The organism is Bacillus sp. FSL K6-2944 (assembly GCF_038005385.1).
Taxonomy (GTDB): domain Bacteria; phylum Bacillota; class Bacilli; order Bacillales; family Bacillaceae_G; genus Bacillus_A; species Bacillus_A cereus.
In genome coordinates, this window is sequence record NZ_JBBOTE010000001.1 from 767,566 (window position 1) to 783,536 (window position 15,971).

A 15,971-nucleotide genomic window follows, 5' to 3' on the forward strand; every position below is an offset into this window, starting at 1 on the left:
TTTTTAAGTTTACTAGCAGCCTACAAAGCCGCCCCAACAGCTAGCTCCGATGATGATTAGAAGGATGAATAAAACGATTAATAAAGCGAAACCTCCGTAACCACAACCACCACAGCTACCGCCGTAACCGTAACCGCCGCAACTATATCCGTAACCCATGTGGAATTCCTCCTTATATTAAAAATAAAAATGAACGAGGGGAAAATGTACTGGAAGAACTAAAGAACTATCGTGTTTGTAGGAACAATGTATAGTATGCTTTTTTAAACTTGTTCGCGTACGAAGGATAAGCCCGTTTTTGGGAGGCTTGTTGATTTTGTAAAGAATGAAGTATAATCTTTGTACTATGATATAAATAAGTATGTAAATGTAAGGAGAATTTATGAATAAAAAAATTGAAGTATTAATTGATAAATATGAACTAACACACTTGAAAGAAGAACTTATTAATACTGTATTTCCTTGTATAAAAGTTGTGCCAAAGCAGCAGGGAACTGTTGCGATAGGTAGTTCGAAAATGGGAGGAGTTCCTGATCTACCAGCTTTATTTGAATATCCAAAGCATAAAGGAAATCCACTACAATTTATCGCGCAATTTAACTTAAGTGATTTACAAAACGTTGGTATGAATCACAATCTTCCTAAGACGGGGATGCTGTATTTCTTTTGCATTGAAAATTATTTTGAAGAAAATGTGAATCTAACAGAAGCTGGGCGTGTACTTTATTATGATGTTCCTGTAGAGCAATTACGAAGAGAAAATGAAATACAAGCGAAATATAACCAGTGTGCAATTACTTTTGAACTGACATACAAATTACCAGAACTTTTTATTGAAGATGAGGCTGATTCAGATTGTTTCTTGCAATTACTTGAAGAGCTAATTCCAGATAACTACGATAACCATCAAATGTTTGGTGAGCCATTCTCTGTACAAGAAGAAGTGTTATATGAGACAGGAGAATATATGGGAGTAGACCCGCAGCAAATGACTCTTTTATTCCAAATTGATTCAGATCATAAAAATTGTAATATGGTTTGGGGAGAACTAGGGATGCTATATTTCTGTATTAGTAATGAAGATTTGAAAAATCAACGTTTTGAAAATACATGCTGTGTATTACAAACATGCTAATGAAAAAAGGTTGTTCTTTTAAAAAGAACAACCTTTTTATGTGAATTAGTTAATATGCATAATCTCATATGACCTATACGAAAAAGTATTGTATACTCTGAAACTATACGATACTTTTTCGTATAGTTATAGAATATAAGGAGTGACAAGATGGGAAAGACAAGTAAGTATGTGACAGCTGCCGCACTTTGTTCAACTATAGTAATGGGAGGCTTGCAAGCGTCATCTGTATCTTATGCAGCTACAAATCCGACTACAGTGACAGCACAATCAGATGTAAAGTTATTAGATGATTTCAGAAAAGAATTAAAAAAACAGATTGATAATCGAGAAGAAAATATTACAATCACATATAAAACAAAAGATAGAAATGCTAGAAATATTATGGATCAATTGTATGGTGAGTTTAATAAAATTGTAGATGCTGATGAGTATGTAAAATATAATGTAGCGTCTACTAGATATTCTATTAAAGGAATGCCAGGGGACTATACGTTTACACTGCAAGTAAAATACCGTGAATCAAAAGAACAAACTCAATATGTAAAAGCTCAGGCGAAATCAATTGTTGGATCAATTGTAAAACCAGGGATGGATGAGCATGAGAAAGTAAAAGCTATTCACGATTACGTTGTTAAGCATGTGTCTTATGATACGTCTTATCAAGCGTATACAGCATATGAAGCATTAGCGAATCGTTCTGCCGTTTGCCAAGGATATACATTATTAACGTATGAGTTGTTAAAAGAGGCAGGTATTCAAAACCATATTGTAACAGGCACAGGAAACGGACAAGCTCACGCGTGGAATTTAGTGAACATTGAAAACAAATGGTATCACCTAGATACTACATTTGATGATCCAGTACCAGATAAAGCAGGGCGTGTAACTTACTCATATTTTAACATGTCTGACGAACAGTTAAGTAAAGATCACGACTGGGATCGTAGTAAATATCCAGCAGCAACTACAAGTTATTTTGGTGAATTAACAAACAAAATAAAAGCTGGTAGCTCAAAAACTGTCGTATATGAGCAGATGTTAAAAGAAACAAATTTACAATACTTATCTGCAGAATACGGAGCAGAAAATTATAATGAATTTAAGCAAAAGTTGCAGCAACAGTTTGCAGCCAAACCAGAAAAAGTAGAAGTGCGATATAAGCAGTCCATGGATGGGACGATGCAAGATATAAAGAAAGTATTAAATGAAATAAATTGGCCAAAAGGTGCAAAGCGTGTGTCTTATCAAGTAGCGCCTTATAGTGCATTGGCGGGTTATTCATTAGCGACAATTACATTTACGTATTAAGCAATGGGAAAAAGCACCTGTAAAAGGTGCTTTTTTTATTTATTGATTGATTACTTTTGAATATTAAGAATTATGTGATAAAATAAAGTGATAAGGATGTGAATGTGGAATGAACTTGTTCGAAAGCGATATTTTTACATTGATATATACTTGTTTAGTAATCGGACTTATCGTTTTGTTTTTCATATCATTTACTTTGTTTATTAGAAGAGTATTACAAAGCAGTGCTGCAAAGAAACACCACGTGATTAATATGAACCAGAAGCTAGATCGAATCATTGAATTGCTTGAAAAAGATAAGAAATAGCGATAGAAGAGGTATGAAAAGGGGAATGAGAATGGCGAATTATATAAAAGAATTACGTGAAAAAGTAGGACATGATTATGTTTTCTTAAACTTTGCCGGTGGTTGTGTATTTAATAAAGAAGGAGAAGTATTACTGCAAAAAAGAGGAGACTTTAACGCTTGGGGCTTTCCAGGTGGTGCAATGGAGATAGGAGAATCAGCTGCGGAAACTGCAATCCGGGAAATAAAAGAAGAAACCGGGTATGATGTAGAAATAAATGAGCTTATTGGAGTGTATACAAAATATTTTCAATCATATCCAAATGGAGACAAGGCCCAGTCAATTGTGATGTTCTTTTCATTCTCAATAGTTGGAGGTGACAAAAAAGTAGATGGTGATGAAACGTTGGATTTGAAGTTTTTCCCGTTAGACGACATGCCACCGTTATTTTGTAAACAACATGAAGATTGCCTGCAAGATTTATTGGAGAAAAGAGTAGGGGTATATCGTTAACATATAAAAAAGAAGCTAAATGAAGATTAGCTTCTTTTTTATGTTTAATTTATTTCCACCAATCATCAAACATTGACGCTGGTACTTGTCTTTTATGCTCACTCACTGTGTAACGTTTTTCAATTTTCTCTGCAACGTCAGCTGGAACTGCTTTACCTTCTAAATAATCATCTAATTGATCATAAGTAATACCTAACTCTGTTTCATCAGCTTGACCTGGTTTTTCATCTAATAAATCAGCTGTTGGCATTTTTAAGTACAGTCGCTCGTCTGCGCCTAACTCTTGTAATAATGCACGTCCTTGGCGCTTCGTTAATCCCGTTAATGGTAATAAATCTGCACCACCATCTCCGAATTTTGTAAAGAACCCTGTTACAGCTTCTGCAGCGTGATCTGTTCCGATAACAAGTAGCCCTTTTTGTCCACCAATTGCATATTGAGTAACCATACGGATACGTGCTTTCACGTTACCTTTATTGAAATCTGTTAGTGATTCACCCAATAAGTTTTCATATTGATTTGAAAAAGCATCAACAGTTGAAGCAATATCAAATGCAACAGATTGATCTGCTTGAATGAATTGTAATGCTAATTGTGCATCATCTTCATCTTTTTGTACTTTATAAGGAAGACGCACGGCGATAAACGTTGCATTACCACCTTCGTTACGAATTTCTTCAACTGCAAGTTGTGCTAAGCGTCCTGCTAATGTAGAGTCTTGTCCGCCGCTAATACCAAGTACAAATCCTTTTGCACCTGTTTTTTTTACATAATCCTTTAAGAAATCAACTCGTTTACGAATTTCAACTTTTGGATCAATTACAGGCTGAACATGTAATGCTTTCATAATCTGTTCTTGTAATGTCATTATGTTTTCCTCCTATTCATATTAAAGCGGTAAATAAGTTTATATGTATAATGGTACATACTTCTATCCTTTATTATTTCGCAAAACTAACGAATATACAATAGGATGTGTGTATGAATATGAATGTAGTCATTATAAATAAAGTACTACGTATAAGCAATTTTTTTAAACCTTTCAAAAATGTAAGGTTTTTGTCATTTGAATCGATGGAAGGTATTTCCGCACTTTACTAATATAAAAACATAGATAGTAGAAGGGCGGAGAAGTAATATGAACATTAGAGAACTAGCATATCGGAATGTAACCCGAAATAGACGGACATACTCAGCCTATTTTTTGAGTAGTGCATTTGCAATTATGGCCTTTTTTGTGTATTCATTTTTTGCGTTTCATCCGGCATTAAGTGCAGGAGAATTAGGTCAGTACGTATTCGTAAGTATGTCTTTTGCACAGTCTATTATTTACTTATTTACATTCTTCTTTATTTTATATTCGATGGGAATGTTTTTAAAAACGAGAAAGCGTGAACTAGGAATTTTAATGATGCTAGGTATGACGAAATATCAATTAAAGCGTCTGATCTTTTTTGAAAATATTATGATTGGAATAGGGGCAATTATTTTTGGTATTCTTTCAGGTATGTTATTTTCAGGGGTATTACTATTTGTCGCTCCGATGATATTGAAACTAGATATCTCCTTATCCTATTACATACCGATGAAAGCAATTGTTGTAACGGGTATTATGTTTTTTATTTTATTTATGATCATATCATTGTTTAGTGCAGGAATGATTCGTAAAAATAAGATTATGAAGTTGTTTAGAGGATCAGCAGAGGCGAAACCGGAACCGAAAGCATCAATCATTTCTTCAATATTAGCAGTAGTATTGCTTAGTGCTGGCTATGTAGGAGCTCTTCTATCACATGGAGCAATGGTATTTATTATGATGATTCCTGTTACAACGGTAGTTATTATTGGGACGTATTTGTTGTACAAGCAGCTGAGTGTCTTTATTATTCGATTATGTAAAAAAAGTAAACGTTTCTATTGGACACAGACTAATATTATTACGTTATCAGATTTAGCGTATCGTATGAGAGATAACGCAAGAATGTTCTTTATTGTAACCATTATTTCTACTGTAGCATTTTCCGCAATAGGGACATTAGTCGGCTTCGCATCCATGACGAAAGGTATAATGGAGAGAACAATTGCGTTTCATTACCATTCTAAGCAAGGGAATAGTAACGAATCACAACATATACAAATGATTGACAAAGGATTAAAGAAACATAATATAGCAGCTTCAAAAACTAATATTTCGACAAAGAAAACGGAGGAACAGTCGTTAAGAAGCGCCACTTTTATAAAAGAATCAGACTATAAGGAATATGCAAAGTTAACGGGAGAACCATTTAATACTGTAGCAAATAAAGAGGTTGTATTTTTGTCAGCTGATATACCAGGGCCAGCGATGAAAGAAAGAAAAGAAATTACTTTACCTAATATGAATGAAAGTTTAAAGGTGAAAAAAGTTACTTCATCTTCATTGGGGAAAATATTAAGAGGAAATGTTTATGTAATCTCTAATGATCAATATGATTCATTACAAGATGGATTTATAGAGACAAAAGATTATATGTATAAAACTGAAAGAACGAAAGATGAGATTGAAATTGGTAAAGAGCTTACGCATCAAATTAAACCGTATCAAGAATATTCAACGTTTAGTGCGGAAGAGTACGAGCAAAACCAAAGTTTACAAATTGCAGGACCGATTTTATTTGTAGGTTTCTTTATTGGTATAGTATTTTTCGTTTGCGCAGGAAGTTTCCTTTACTTCCGTTTATTCTCCGATTTGGAGGATGATGTTCGCTTGTTCGAAATGATTCGAAAAGTTGGATTGACAAGCAGGGAATTATCGAAGGTAGTTACAATTCGATTGGCGCTTTTATTCTTCGTTCCAATTGGTGTTGCAACATTACATGGGGCAGTAGCCTTAACGGCGTTAGGGCAAATGTTTGAGTACTCATTGTTTAAAGAAAATACAGTTGTATTAAGTATTTTCATAGGTATTCAAGTTGTATACTTCTTACTTATAAGATCCCGTTATGTAAAACAATTGAAAGAGAGATTACGTATGCATTAAATGTGTTTTTTTAACTCGAGTACAAAATTTTCTAAAAAGAGGCAAGTATTGCCAAAAAGTGATAAAATGGAAAAAGCGAGGTGAAAAAAATTAATAGAGAGAAAGGGGGGAGAAATATGAAAGCAACAGGAGTTATTCGAAAAGTAGACGAATTAGGACGAATTGTTATCCCTAAAGAATTACGCGATGTATTGGGAATACAAATCAAATCACCGCTTGAAATTTTTGTAGAAGCAGATAAAATCATTTTACAAAAATATCAACCTTACAATGCTTGCCAAATCACAGGTGATGTTTCAGAACAGAACATATCATTAGCAAATGGAAATATTACTGTTGGGATAGAGGGAGCGGAATATTTAGTAAAAGAAATAGAAAAGTTTTTAAACAAGAGTGAGGTTTAGTCTTAATTTATATTATTTTTCAAATTACATATCATTCTTTTAAAAGACTGTAAGAGGACCATTAATTGGTCCTTTTATTTTGGTTATTAGTTGAATGACCCAGGCTGTTATTTCCTATAAATCATAGGGGAAATACAAAAGTAGTATAGAGTTAGTAAATGATGTTGAGAAATATTTGAAAAGAAGGAAAACAAAAAGAATAAAACGAATGTTACATTTACACGTATTCAAAAGTGGTCTGAAATGAAAATAATACATTTTCAGGAGGGATTACGATGAGTAGTACAGTGAATAAACAAAAAGGTATACAATTGATTCCATTTACCGTAAATAAGGTTGTAGAACAAGTAAATGAAATTCCACCAGGTGTACAACTGATTCACGCTCCGCAAGTATGGGGAAAGAGTGTGAAGGGGCAAGATGTAGTCGTTGCCGTATTAGATACAGGGTGTGATACTAATCATATAGATTTAAAAGATCGTATTATCGGCGGAAGAAATTTCACAAAAGATTATGAAGCTGATCCAAATGTGTATCTTGATAATAACGGACATGGTACTCATGTCGCGGGGACGATTGCAGCAACTGAAAATGGTGTCGGTGTATTAGGAGTTGCACCGCTTGCTAAAATGTTAGTATTAAAAGTTTTAGCGGGAGATGGTTCTGGAAGTTACGAGCAAATTATTGAGGCAATTCATTATGCTGTAAATTGGAGAGGGCCGAATCAAGAGAAAGTGAGAATTATTTCAATGTCACTTGGTGGTCCGCAAGATGTTCCAGAATTACATGAAGCAATTCAAAAGGCGGTAAAGCAGGATGTTCTCGTCGTATGTGCTGCTGGGAATAATGGAGATTGTAATGATAATACAGAGGAACTAGATTACCCAGGTGCTTACTCGGAAGTAATTGAAGTCGGCGCTGTCAATTTAGAACGGAAAATCACATGTTTTAGTAATTCAAATCAAGAAATTGATCTAGTAGCGCCAGGTGATGAAATATTATCTACGTATCCAGATGGGAAATATGCAGTGTTAAGTGGAACTTCCATGGCGACGCCGCATGTTGCTGGAGCGCTTGCCTTGCTCATTAAACAGTGTGAGAAAGAATACGGTCGAAAGTTATCAGAGCCGGAAATATATGCACAACTTATTAAAAGAACTGTACCTTTAGGGTATGAACGTACATCCGAAGGTAATGGATTATTAGATTTATTAAAAGAATAGCCATATTAAAAAAACATCTCATATGAATATGAGATGTTTTTTTAATATGGCTCTGTCGCATGTAATACAACTTGTAATAAACCTGGGAATCTAGCATTTAAATCTTCTTCACGAATTGAAATGAAACGTTGTGTTCCTTCAAGGCGCGTGTACATAACACCTGACTCACGTAAAACTTTGAAATGGTGAGATAAAGTTGATTTTGCAACAGGGATGTTTAAAGCACCACAAGATTGTTCATTTTTCTCTAGTAACATATTTACAATTTGTAAACGAATTTGATCGCTAAGTGCATATAAGACAGAAGAAAATTGAATTTCTTCTCGATTTGGATGATAGAGTGTACGCATATTTCACCTACTTGTATAAGTTAAGATATTTGCACTATAACATATAAAGTGGTATATTTCTATTGTTCGAATATGTTCGAACAATAGAAATATAGGGGGAGAAAAAATGAAGTATACAAAATTGCAAAAGGCAGGATTAAATATTTCAAAGTTGGGTTTAGGTACAAATGCAGTAGGGGGACATAATTTATATGCTGATGTGAATGAAGAAGAAGGAAAGCGATTAGTAGAAGAAGCTATTCAGCAGGGGATTACATTTTTTGATACAGCAGATTCATATGGTTTCGGTAGATCAGAGGAATTAGTAGGAGAAGTATTAAAGGGAAAACGTCATGAGTTTATACTTGCTACAAAAGGTGGAATTCAACCGTTGTTAAATGGAGAAACTTATATTAACAATGAACCAAGTTATTTAAGGAATGCTGTGGAAAATAGCTTAAGAAGATTACAGACTGAATATATTGATTTATATTATTTACACTTTACAAATCCTGAAACAAGTTACATAGATTCAATCGGAGAGCTTACTCATTTAAAAGAAGAAGGGAAAATTCGTTCAATTGGAATATCGAACGTAAACATAGAACAATTAAAAGAGGCGAATCAACATGGTCATATAGATGTTGTACAATCTCCATACAATATGTTAGAACGTACAGCTGAGGAAGAACTGTTGCCGTATTGTATAGAAGCGGGTATTTCATTTATTCCATATGGGCCTCTTGCTTTTGGAATATTAGGCGAAAAATATACAGAAGATTTTAAATTAAATGAAGTCGATTGGCGTCAAAATGTAAATCTATTTGAAGAAAATACATATAAGAGTAATTTTAAGAAAGTGAATAAGTTAAAAGGGCTAGCTAAAGAAAATGATATTGAAGTGTCTCATTTAGCGTTAGCATGGTTATTAAATAAAGAAGGAATTGATACTGTTATACCTGGTGGAAAGCGGGCAGAGCAGGTAAGAGAAAGTGTGAAAGCGGTAGACGTTGCATTGAATGAAAGAGTCATGAAAGAAATCCAATCTATTTTAGAAGATTAGTTAAACAGAGGGAGAGTACCCTCTGTTTATATAAGGAGAAGGTCTAAATGAACAGAGTACTAGCTGTATTTTTTATGATAATGTTTATGATCGGTACAGATACTTTCTTAATTTCACCACTGTTGCCGACATTGCAACAGGTGTATCATGTTTCAACTGAGTTGTCAGGATGGATGGTGAATTCGTATGCTTTAGGGTATGCTGGATTTGCGCTTATTGCTGGTCCTATATCAGATGGATTAAACAGAAAAAAAGTGATGGTACTAGGTATGAGTTTTTTTGCAATAAGTACGTTTTTGTGTGGAATTGCACCGAGTTTTTTATGGATGCTAACATTTAGATTTTTAGCAGGTGTAAGTGCAGCTTTTGTATCTCCACAAGTGTGGGCATCTATTCCGCTCCTTATAGAGAAGAAGCAAATTGTGAAAGCAATTGGGGTTGCAACAGCAGGGTTATCAATCTCTCAAATTTTAGGGCTGCCACTGGGAGCTTATTTAGCAACGATACATTATACAATCCCATTCTATTTCATTGGTATATTATCAGCACTACTTGTCATTCTTATTTATGTTGTATTACCAGAAATACAGTCGGTTCATATAGGTGGAAATAAAAAAGCGATTTTACAGCGTTATAAACAATTACTTACAGATTCAAAGGTTTCACTTTCTTATTTTGCATACTTTGTTTTTCAAACCGGAAATTTTGCTGCATTTTCATTTTTTGGTGTATGGCTTTCCATTCAATTTGGCTTACAAGTTCATGAAGTAGGTACAGCTATGCTCGTATTAGGGTTAGGAAATTTAACTGGTAATATTTTTGGTCCTAGAATCGTAAATAAAATTGGTTATAACCTTTCTTTCTATGGTGGAATTATATTTACAGCAGTGCTATATGTATTACTTCCACATGTAAAGAACATTGTATTGGTGGAGTTATCGTTCTTTGCTTTGTTTTTTTGGACAGGAATTTTGTTTGTATTAATGATGAGGCACTTACAAAACATATCTAGTGCAGCAAGAGGAACAGGAGCCGCGCTTGCAAATACTTCTATGTATATTGGTCAAATGATTGGTGCGGCAATAGCAGGAATGTTATTTGCAGTATCTCACAATTTTATACTTATAGGTAGTTTTACTACTTTACTATATATAGGAGCTTTATTTTTGTTTAGAAAAAGTGAAAAACTTACTGAAAGTAGTGAAACAGGAATTGCATCATAAAGCTTGTATAAATATTTCGCAAATCAGAATTAATAAGAGTGTGAATACATGAATGTGCTTTTAATTAAAGTAGTTACTAAAAGTATAGAAATAGTAGAAGAAATGTATTGTAACAAAGTTATGAGGAATCAAAAAATAAAAATCCCTATAAAGATAGGGATTTATATATCGGCATATAGTTCCTTGGAAAAGGATATACTTAGTTTAGCATATCGGACTACTTATATTTGTGAAATAGATGTGAAAGTAATGTGAAAAATGCCGAAGGAAAAAACTATTTAAATAGAGGGCAATTTAGATGGGGATATGGATTTTACATAAATGTTGTGTTATATTTCTACTTATCTGTTAATAATTACATATTTTAATTTTATTGGGGATAAAAGGGAGAGGTTTAAATGCAATGGTATTTGAAAGCTCTAAAGAATTATGGGAATTTTAGTGGTAGAGCTACGCGAAAAGAGTACTGGATTTTTAGTTTATCCAATATCGTAATTTTTTGGCTACTGTTATTTTTATCATCATTTTCAGAGGTGTTAGTTGCTATTATTGCGTTGCTATTTATGTTAGTAATGATTATACCAAGTTTTTCGGTTGGTGCACGACGATTACATGATATTGGGAAAACGGGATGGTGGCAACTATTAAATTTTGTACCGTTTGGTAGCGTTGTTTTACTTGTATTTTTTATCATTGAAAGTGAAGAAAATGACAATCAATACGGACCAAATCCGCATTCAGATTTAAAAGAAGCGATTTAATAAACTTATTTAGTTTGTAGCATTACTAGTTCAATTATTTTATCTATTATTAAAATGGTTTGCGTGGGCTAATATTATTAGGTTGATCTTTAGGTCTAGATGACTTTTGAAACTGTAAAAATGGAAAGATAAAGGCAGAGAGAATATAGCATGGAAAGAAAAAAATTCTAAATAAAAAGCACTGTTTTAGCTAATGTAGCTAAAACAGTGCTTTTCTCTTTGATTGAACAGTTGCAGCATTTTCATCATGTATACCTGCATCTTTAATAATTCGTTGTTTTGCTTTATTTAATAGATGGTTTACTGCTTCACCAAAATAGTTAGCTTCGCTTTTTGTGCGGGCTTCTCGTAAACATTTATAGTTTTCTAGCAGTTCCTCTTTTTCGGAGTTTGTTAAGAAATCTTCTATTTTCTTTTTTGTCATACGAAACACCCTTTCTCCTGACAAACGACGCAATAGAAAATATTTATTTCTCATTATAACAATAATTTTAAAAGAAAGTATACACTAACGTCGCAATAATTTGTCAATTTCTTGAATCTTCTCATCAGCTTTCCCAATTTGCGTATTTTTAGCCTGTTCGCCACCAAGAGCTTGATGTAGTAAGAAAGTTTGACCGGAAATAGCAGTTACAATGGATACTTTTATAATTTCTTTTATTGCGGTGACATCGAATAAAACGAGCCCAAGAAGTGCGGCTAGGCTACCAGTAAAAATGTCAGTTAAAAATCCAAAATGAAAAAATGTTTTCAAACGGCGTGGAAGCAATAACTTACCTTGGTTATTGATTAGATGGGAAACGAAGCCGGTAATGCCACCAACGAGAACAGCGGTTAGCCATTGATACATTTCCATCGAATCCACTCCTTTTAGTGAATAAGATTCGATTATTTTATATTGATTCCTTTTAATATTTCATATAAGCATATTGAGAAAGTTTGTTTGGGTATATTTTGTATTCAATTTAATTATAACAGAAAATTTCGAAAGGTTTCAGTCTATTATATGAATCATTTTTACAATAATATGAATGCAGAAAGGGGTGCGTGATATGAAGATAGATTATCGAATAAGAAGTGTAGATGGTTATACAAAAACTATAGGGGAATTAGTAAGCATGCTGGAGCATACGAGGGCTGTAACATTAGGCGAAGTAAAAAATTTATTAGTTGAGCAATTAGATTTAATTATGCAGAGCAGCGGAAATTCAATTGGCGCCTTATTAAAGCATATAGCAGCTATTGAAAAAGTTCATCAGCTTATTTCATTTCAAAATCGTGACTTTACAAAAGAAGAATTAGAAATATGGGAAGATGCACTGTATTTAGGGGAAGCAGGTAGAGCGATCCGTGGTCATGAAATACAGTATTATGTACAACTTCTACAAAGTGTTCGAGAAGAATCTCTGAAGTATTTAAGTGAACAAAGTGATGAGTGGCTCATGTCAGAAAGAAAGTGGCCTAACGGTGTAATATATAACCAGCACTATCTTTGGTATCATGTGCTAGAAGATGAAATTAGTCACCGAGGACAAATTAGAATGCTCAAAAGAAAGTTGTTTGAAAATTACGTTAAATAATGTAGCTTTTTATAGGAGAATTCCATATAATGAGAGTAATTAAAAGAAGAACGGGGTGATGTATTATGGCGAAAATAACTTATATGAATAATAAACCAAATACAAAGGTGGATGGAAAGGGCGAGACTATATAAGTGAGCGCACGATCCTTCCGCTTAGCTTACACTAGGGAGGATATCAATTTGAATCAAAATATTTTAGAATCGTTCGGCTGGGATTCTTTTTTTGAGGAACAAGCTGTTGAGAACTTTGAAGTAGGACGAATTTTACTCGAGCATAAGCATATATATCGAATTATTTGTAATGATGGTGAGTATATGGCGGAACTGTCTGGGAAGTTTCGGCATGAAGCAGTTACGAAAGGCGATTATCCAGCAGTTGGTGATTGGGTGTATATAAAGAAAATAGAAGATGAAAAGAAAGCGATTATTCATCGTATTTTCCAGCGAAGAAGCTCTTTCTCAAGACAAGAGGCTGGAACAAGAACAGAAGAACAGATTATAGCAGCAAATGTAGATTATTTATTTTTAGTGAATGCACTTAATCATGATTTTAATGTTAGAAGGATGGAACGTTATTTATTATTAGCGTATGAAAGTGGCGCTATGCCAGTTATTGTTTTAACAAAGAGTAGTATATGTAATGATATAGAACAAAAAATTGTAGAAACGGAAGCTATAGCAATTGGTGTTCCTATTTTTGTTGTTGATAGTTTAGAGCATACAGGTATTGATTCGTTGAAACAATTCGTTTCTTCAGGGAAAACAATTGCTTTAGTTGGGTCATCAGGGGTAGGAAAGTCAACTTTGTTAAATGCGCTAATAGGAATTGAGGTAGCAAAAACGGGAGATATACGTGAGGAGGATAGTAGGGGAAGGCATACGACAACGCATCGAGAGTTATTCCAATTGCCAAGTGGCGCTCTCGTAATTGATACTCCCGGTATGAGGGAATTGCAACTTTGGGAAGGAAGCGAAGCGATTCAAACAACATTCTCTGATATTGAAGAACTTGCGACAACATGCCGTTTCCGTGATTGTAAGCATGAGAATGAACCAGGGTGCGCGGTGTATAGTGCAATTGAAAACGGACTTATTACGATAAATCGTTTGAAAAGCTATAAAAAATTACAAAGAGAACTGGCGTATTTTATAAGAAAACAAGATGCAATCCTTGCCAGAGCAGAGCGTGATAAGTGGAAAAAGCTTTCTAAACAACATAAAAAAATGGTAACTACTCAGCTTCTTCAAATAAAAAAACAGGCCAAATACATGTTTCCGATTCGAAAACATGAAAAGAAAATACTCCAATCAGAGAAAGAATCTATGCCAAATAGAGAAATTCTCTTATGAAGTCGTGTTATTCCAAGGAACCGTTCTAGTTTCTATGACTTGGTTTATCGCTTGTAAGACCGATTGTTTTTGTTTTTTCATGGTACTCATAAAGCTTCGTATCTGACAAAAAGATTCTGCGCCTTTCTTACTTCGGAAAGTCCCAGACACTTTCTGTTTTACTTTCGTCATCCGAATATCCCGTTCTGCTTGATTGTTATCAAATGGAATGGCTGGATGTTCTAAAAACGCTAGAATTCTGTCAGAATACTTGACGAAGCGATTCCATAAATTTTGAGAAGGCGTCTGCTTTCCTTTCTTCTTTTGTTTCGTGGAAAGAATCTGTTGTTCTTTCAATATGGATTGATACATAATAAACAGATTCTTTTGCGTCGCTTTTGGCATGGTACCTTCGGATTGCTTTTTCATCGTCAACGCTTGCGTTAGAAATTTCTGCATCTGTTGTGCCCATTGTTCTCCAGTACTATCTATAATTCCTTGTAAATCTCGTAAGAGATGGGCATTACATAAAACGTGACGACAATCTGTATACGCATCATACGATTTCCAACCATCATGCATCGCAATTCCAGAAAAAGATGGCAAGATTTCTCCAGCATCCATTGCTTCTTTTCCACGTTTTTGATGAATATGTTGCAATGTCACCTCCGGTGTACTGGCAGTATGTAACCATTGTGTTTTGTTTTCTACACGCATACCAGTTTCATCAAAATGGACAACAGGAGACTGCAGAATCTTTTCCTTTACTTCTTTTATGAATGGCTGCAATTGAGAAGCGAAAGCCTGTGTATGATTTACCAGGGTTCCTTCGCTTATAGAATGTCCAAAACAATCCTGAAAGAATTCTTTTGTTCGCTTCAAAGAAATGCATTGATAATGCGTTAAATAGGGAATCAGTCTTTTTATATTTGGACCATATTGAACAGGACGAGATACTGTCGAAGGAAATTGGGCTTCTTGGATAGAATGGCAATGTGGGCATTCTTTCTGTTCTACTTTATGTTCTGTCACTTCGATCTGAATAGGTGGTAAGTCATACACTTGGCGAATGCGATACCCTTTTACAGGCTCGTGGTTCAAGGAAGTATGACAACAAGTACAATATGTAGGAGAATGTGTAATCGTATGATCTGGAGTCGCTGTCAAACCAAGAGTATGTCCCTTGTGGCCCAACTGGCCACCCGTTTGACGATGAGACGGTTTGCGCAAACTTTTTGTAACGGGCTTACCCAAACCATCTGTAGAAGGTGGCTTATGACTATTTTTGGAGTTTTTTTTTGAAGCATTTTCTAGTTCTTGTATACGTTTTTCTAACTTAGAAAATGTTTCTTCAAATAAAGAAATAACAGCTTCAGGTCCTTTTTTATATGTATCTAAAATAATTTTTCGATCGACCATAAGATTCACCTCCCCTGTTTGATATACTCAGTATTTACAAATGGGAGGCATATGAAACTAGTAAAATTTAAAAAAGACACCGAAAGGTGGCTGAGTAGTTACAAAAAATGTAAAAACCAAAGGGGCACCCTTTGGTTTTTTCTATTTATAAATTTTATAATAATATTATTTATATATATAGACAAAGGGAAGTTAATTGTTTAAACTTTACAAAGTATTCATCATAATAGGTTATGAAAATAATAATTAGGGATTGGGAAATATTCATAATTAACTCAATTTAACTTTTAAATTTGAAAATTAGGAGGTTCATAATGGGTAAACTATTAAATTTGTTTCGTGATATGAAAGTAGCAAAAAAGCTATTAATTTC

19 protein-coding genes are annotated in these 15,971 nt (G+C 34.1%); 13 read left to right on the forward strand and 6 right to left on the reverse strand.

All coding sequences use genetic code 11. From position 1 onward, the window contains the following. Positions 1–12 precede the first annotated feature (12 nt). Positions 13–159, reverse strand: a complete 147-nt coding sequence (locus MHH55_RS03965; RefSeq protein ID WP_000540425.1) for a YjcZ family sporulation protein — start codon at positions 157–159, stop codon at positions 13–15. Positions 160–382: 223 nt separating this feature from the next. On the opposite strand from MHH55_RS03965, the gene MHH55_RS03970 reads away from it, so the two are divergent. The 4 genes from MHH55_RS03970 (at position 383) to MHH55_RS03985 (ending at position 3,246) form a co-directional block, all read left to right on the forward strand. Continuing rightward, entirely contained in the window at positions 383–1,135 is a 753-nt protein-coding gene (locus MHH55_RS03970; RefSeq protein WP_078186649.1) for a YwqG family protein, read from the forward strand. A 150-nt stretch (positions 1,136–1,285) separates the two neighbouring features. Next, positions 1,286–2,446: a transglutaminase domain-containing protein gene (locus tag MHH55_RS03975; protein ID WP_000520862.1), complete on the forward strand. Its 1,161-nt coding sequence runs from the start codon at positions 1,286–1,288 to the stop codon at positions 2,444–2,446. 109 nt (positions 2,447–2,555) lie between these two features. Further along, the gene (locus tag MHH55_RS03980) at positions 2,556–2,753 is read left to right on the forward strand and encodes a DUF4083 domain-containing protein (RefSeq protein WP_001048091.1); all 198 of its coding nucleotides are present in this window, start codon (positions 2,556–2,558) and stop codon (positions 2,751–2,753) included. A gap of 31 nt (positions 2,754–2,784) precedes the next feature. Then, a complete protein-coding gene (locus tag MHH55_RS03985) occupies positions 2,785–3,246 on the forward strand; it encodes an NUDIX hydrolase (protein WP_000024999.1) in 462 nt (153 codons plus the stop codon). 49 nt (positions 3,247–3,295) lie between these two features. Here MHH55_RS03985 and nadE read toward each other — a convergent pair whose 3' ends face one another. Beyond that, positions 3,296–4,114: an ammonia-dependent NAD(+) synthetase gene (gene nadE, locus MHH55_RS03990; RefSeq protein ID WP_000174901.1), complete on the reverse strand. Its 819-nt coding sequence runs from the start codon at positions 4,112–4,114 to the stop codon at positions 3,296–3,298. 270 nt (positions 4,115–4,384) lie between these two features. Here nadE and MHH55_RS03995 point away from each other — a divergent pair, with 270 nt between their 5' ends. From MHH55_RS03995 to MHH55_RS04005, 3 genes are all read left to right on the forward strand, one after another. After that, positions 4,385–6,265, forward strand: coding sequence for an FtsX-like permease family protein (locus MHH55_RS03995; RefSeq protein ID WP_078186648.1), 1,881 nt, complete (start codon positions 4,385–4,387; stop codon positions 6,263–6,265). Between the two features lie 116 nt (positions 6,266–6,381). Continuing rightward, on the forward strand, positions 6,382–6,669 hold the full coding sequence (locus tag MHH55_RS04000) for an AbrB/MazE/SpoVT family DNA-binding domain-containing protein (protein WP_000648324.1): 288 nt from the start codon (positions 6,382–6,384) through the stop codon (positions 6,667–6,669). A 275-nt stretch (positions 6,670–6,944) separates the two neighbouring features. After that, a complete protein-coding gene (locus MHH55_RS04005) occupies positions 6,945–7,892 on the forward strand; it encodes a serine protease (RefSeq protein WP_000099760.1) in 948 nt (315 codons plus the stop codon). Between the two features lie 41 nt (positions 7,893–7,933). Here the strand turns inward: MHH55_RS04005 and MHH55_RS04010 are convergent, their stop codons facing one another. Continuing rightward, positions 7,934–8,242: an ArsR/SmtB family transcription factor gene (locus MHH55_RS04010; RefSeq protein WP_001259906.1), complete on the reverse strand. Its 309-nt coding sequence runs from the start codon at positions 8,240–8,242 to the stop codon at positions 7,934–7,936. Between the two features lie 106 nt (positions 8,243–8,348). Here MHH55_RS04010 and MHH55_RS04015 point away from each other — a divergent pair, with 106 nt between their 5' ends. From MHH55_RS04015 to MHH55_RS04030, 4 genes are all read left to right on the forward strand, one after another. Then, positions 8,349–9,284, forward strand: coding sequence for an aldo/keto reductase (locus MHH55_RS04015; protein ID WP_078186647.1), 936 nt, complete (start codon positions 8,349–8,351; stop codon positions 9,282–9,284). A 47-nt stretch (positions 9,285–9,331) separates the two neighbouring features. Then, the gene (locus MHH55_RS04020; protein ID WP_078186646.1) at positions 9,332–10,507 is read left to right on the forward strand and encodes an MFS transporter; all 1,176 of its coding nucleotides are present in this window, start codon (positions 9,332–9,334) and stop codon (positions 10,505–10,507) included. 48 nt (positions 10,508–10,555) lie between these two features. Then, complete coding sequence (locus MHH55_RS04025; RefSeq protein WP_001101741.1) at positions 10,556–10,762, forward strand: hypothetical protein; 207 nt, start codon at positions 10,556–10,558, stop codon at positions 10,760–10,762. Between the two features lie 143 nt (positions 10,763–10,905). Continuing rightward, a complete protein-coding gene (locus MHH55_RS04030) occupies positions 10,906–11,268 on the forward strand; it encodes a DUF805 domain-containing protein (protein ID WP_001198796.1) in 363 nt (120 codons plus the stop codon). 199 nt (positions 11,269–11,467) lie between these two features. Here the strand turns inward: MHH55_RS04030 and MHH55_RS04035 are convergent, their stop codons facing one another. After that, positions 11,468–11,692, reverse strand: coding sequence for a hypothetical protein (locus MHH55_RS04035; RefSeq protein ID WP_000162602.1), 225 nt, complete (start codon positions 11,690–11,692; stop codon positions 11,468–11,470). Between the two features lie 84 nt (positions 11,693–11,776). Continuing rightward, positions 11,777–12,124, reverse strand: coding sequence for a DUF4257 domain-containing protein (locus MHH55_RS04040; RefSeq protein WP_000426317.1), 348 nt, complete (start codon positions 12,122–12,124; stop codon positions 11,777–11,779). A gap of 196 nt (positions 12,125–12,320) precedes the next feature. On the opposite strand from MHH55_RS04040, the gene MHH55_RS04045 reads away from it, so the two are divergent. Both MHH55_RS04045 and rsgA read left to right on the forward strand, forming a co-directional pair. Next, positions 12,321–12,848 (forward strand): DinB family protein, encoded by a 528-nt coding sequence (locus MHH55_RS04045; RefSeq protein WP_033695507.1) that lies wholly within the window; start codon positions 12,321–12,323, stop codon positions 12,846–12,848. A 182-nt stretch (positions 12,849–13,030) separates the two neighbouring features. Then, positions 13,031–14,200 carry a ribosome small subunit-dependent GTPase A gene (gene rsgA / locus MHH55_RS04050; protein WP_254849812.1) on the forward strand — a complete coding sequence of 390 codons (1,170 nt, stop codon included), beginning with the start codon at positions 13,031–13,033 and terminating at the stop codon, positions 14,198–14,200. Here rsgA and tnpC read toward each other — a convergent pair. After that, positions 14,195–15,598: an IS66 family transposase gene (tnpC, locus tag MHH55_RS04055; RefSeq protein ID WP_100910632.1), complete on the reverse strand. Its 1,404-nt coding sequence runs from the start codon at positions 15,596–15,598 to the stop codon at positions 14,195–14,197. The genes rsgA and tnpC overlap by 6 nt on opposite strands. Positions 15,599–15,971 lie beyond the last annotated feature (373 nt).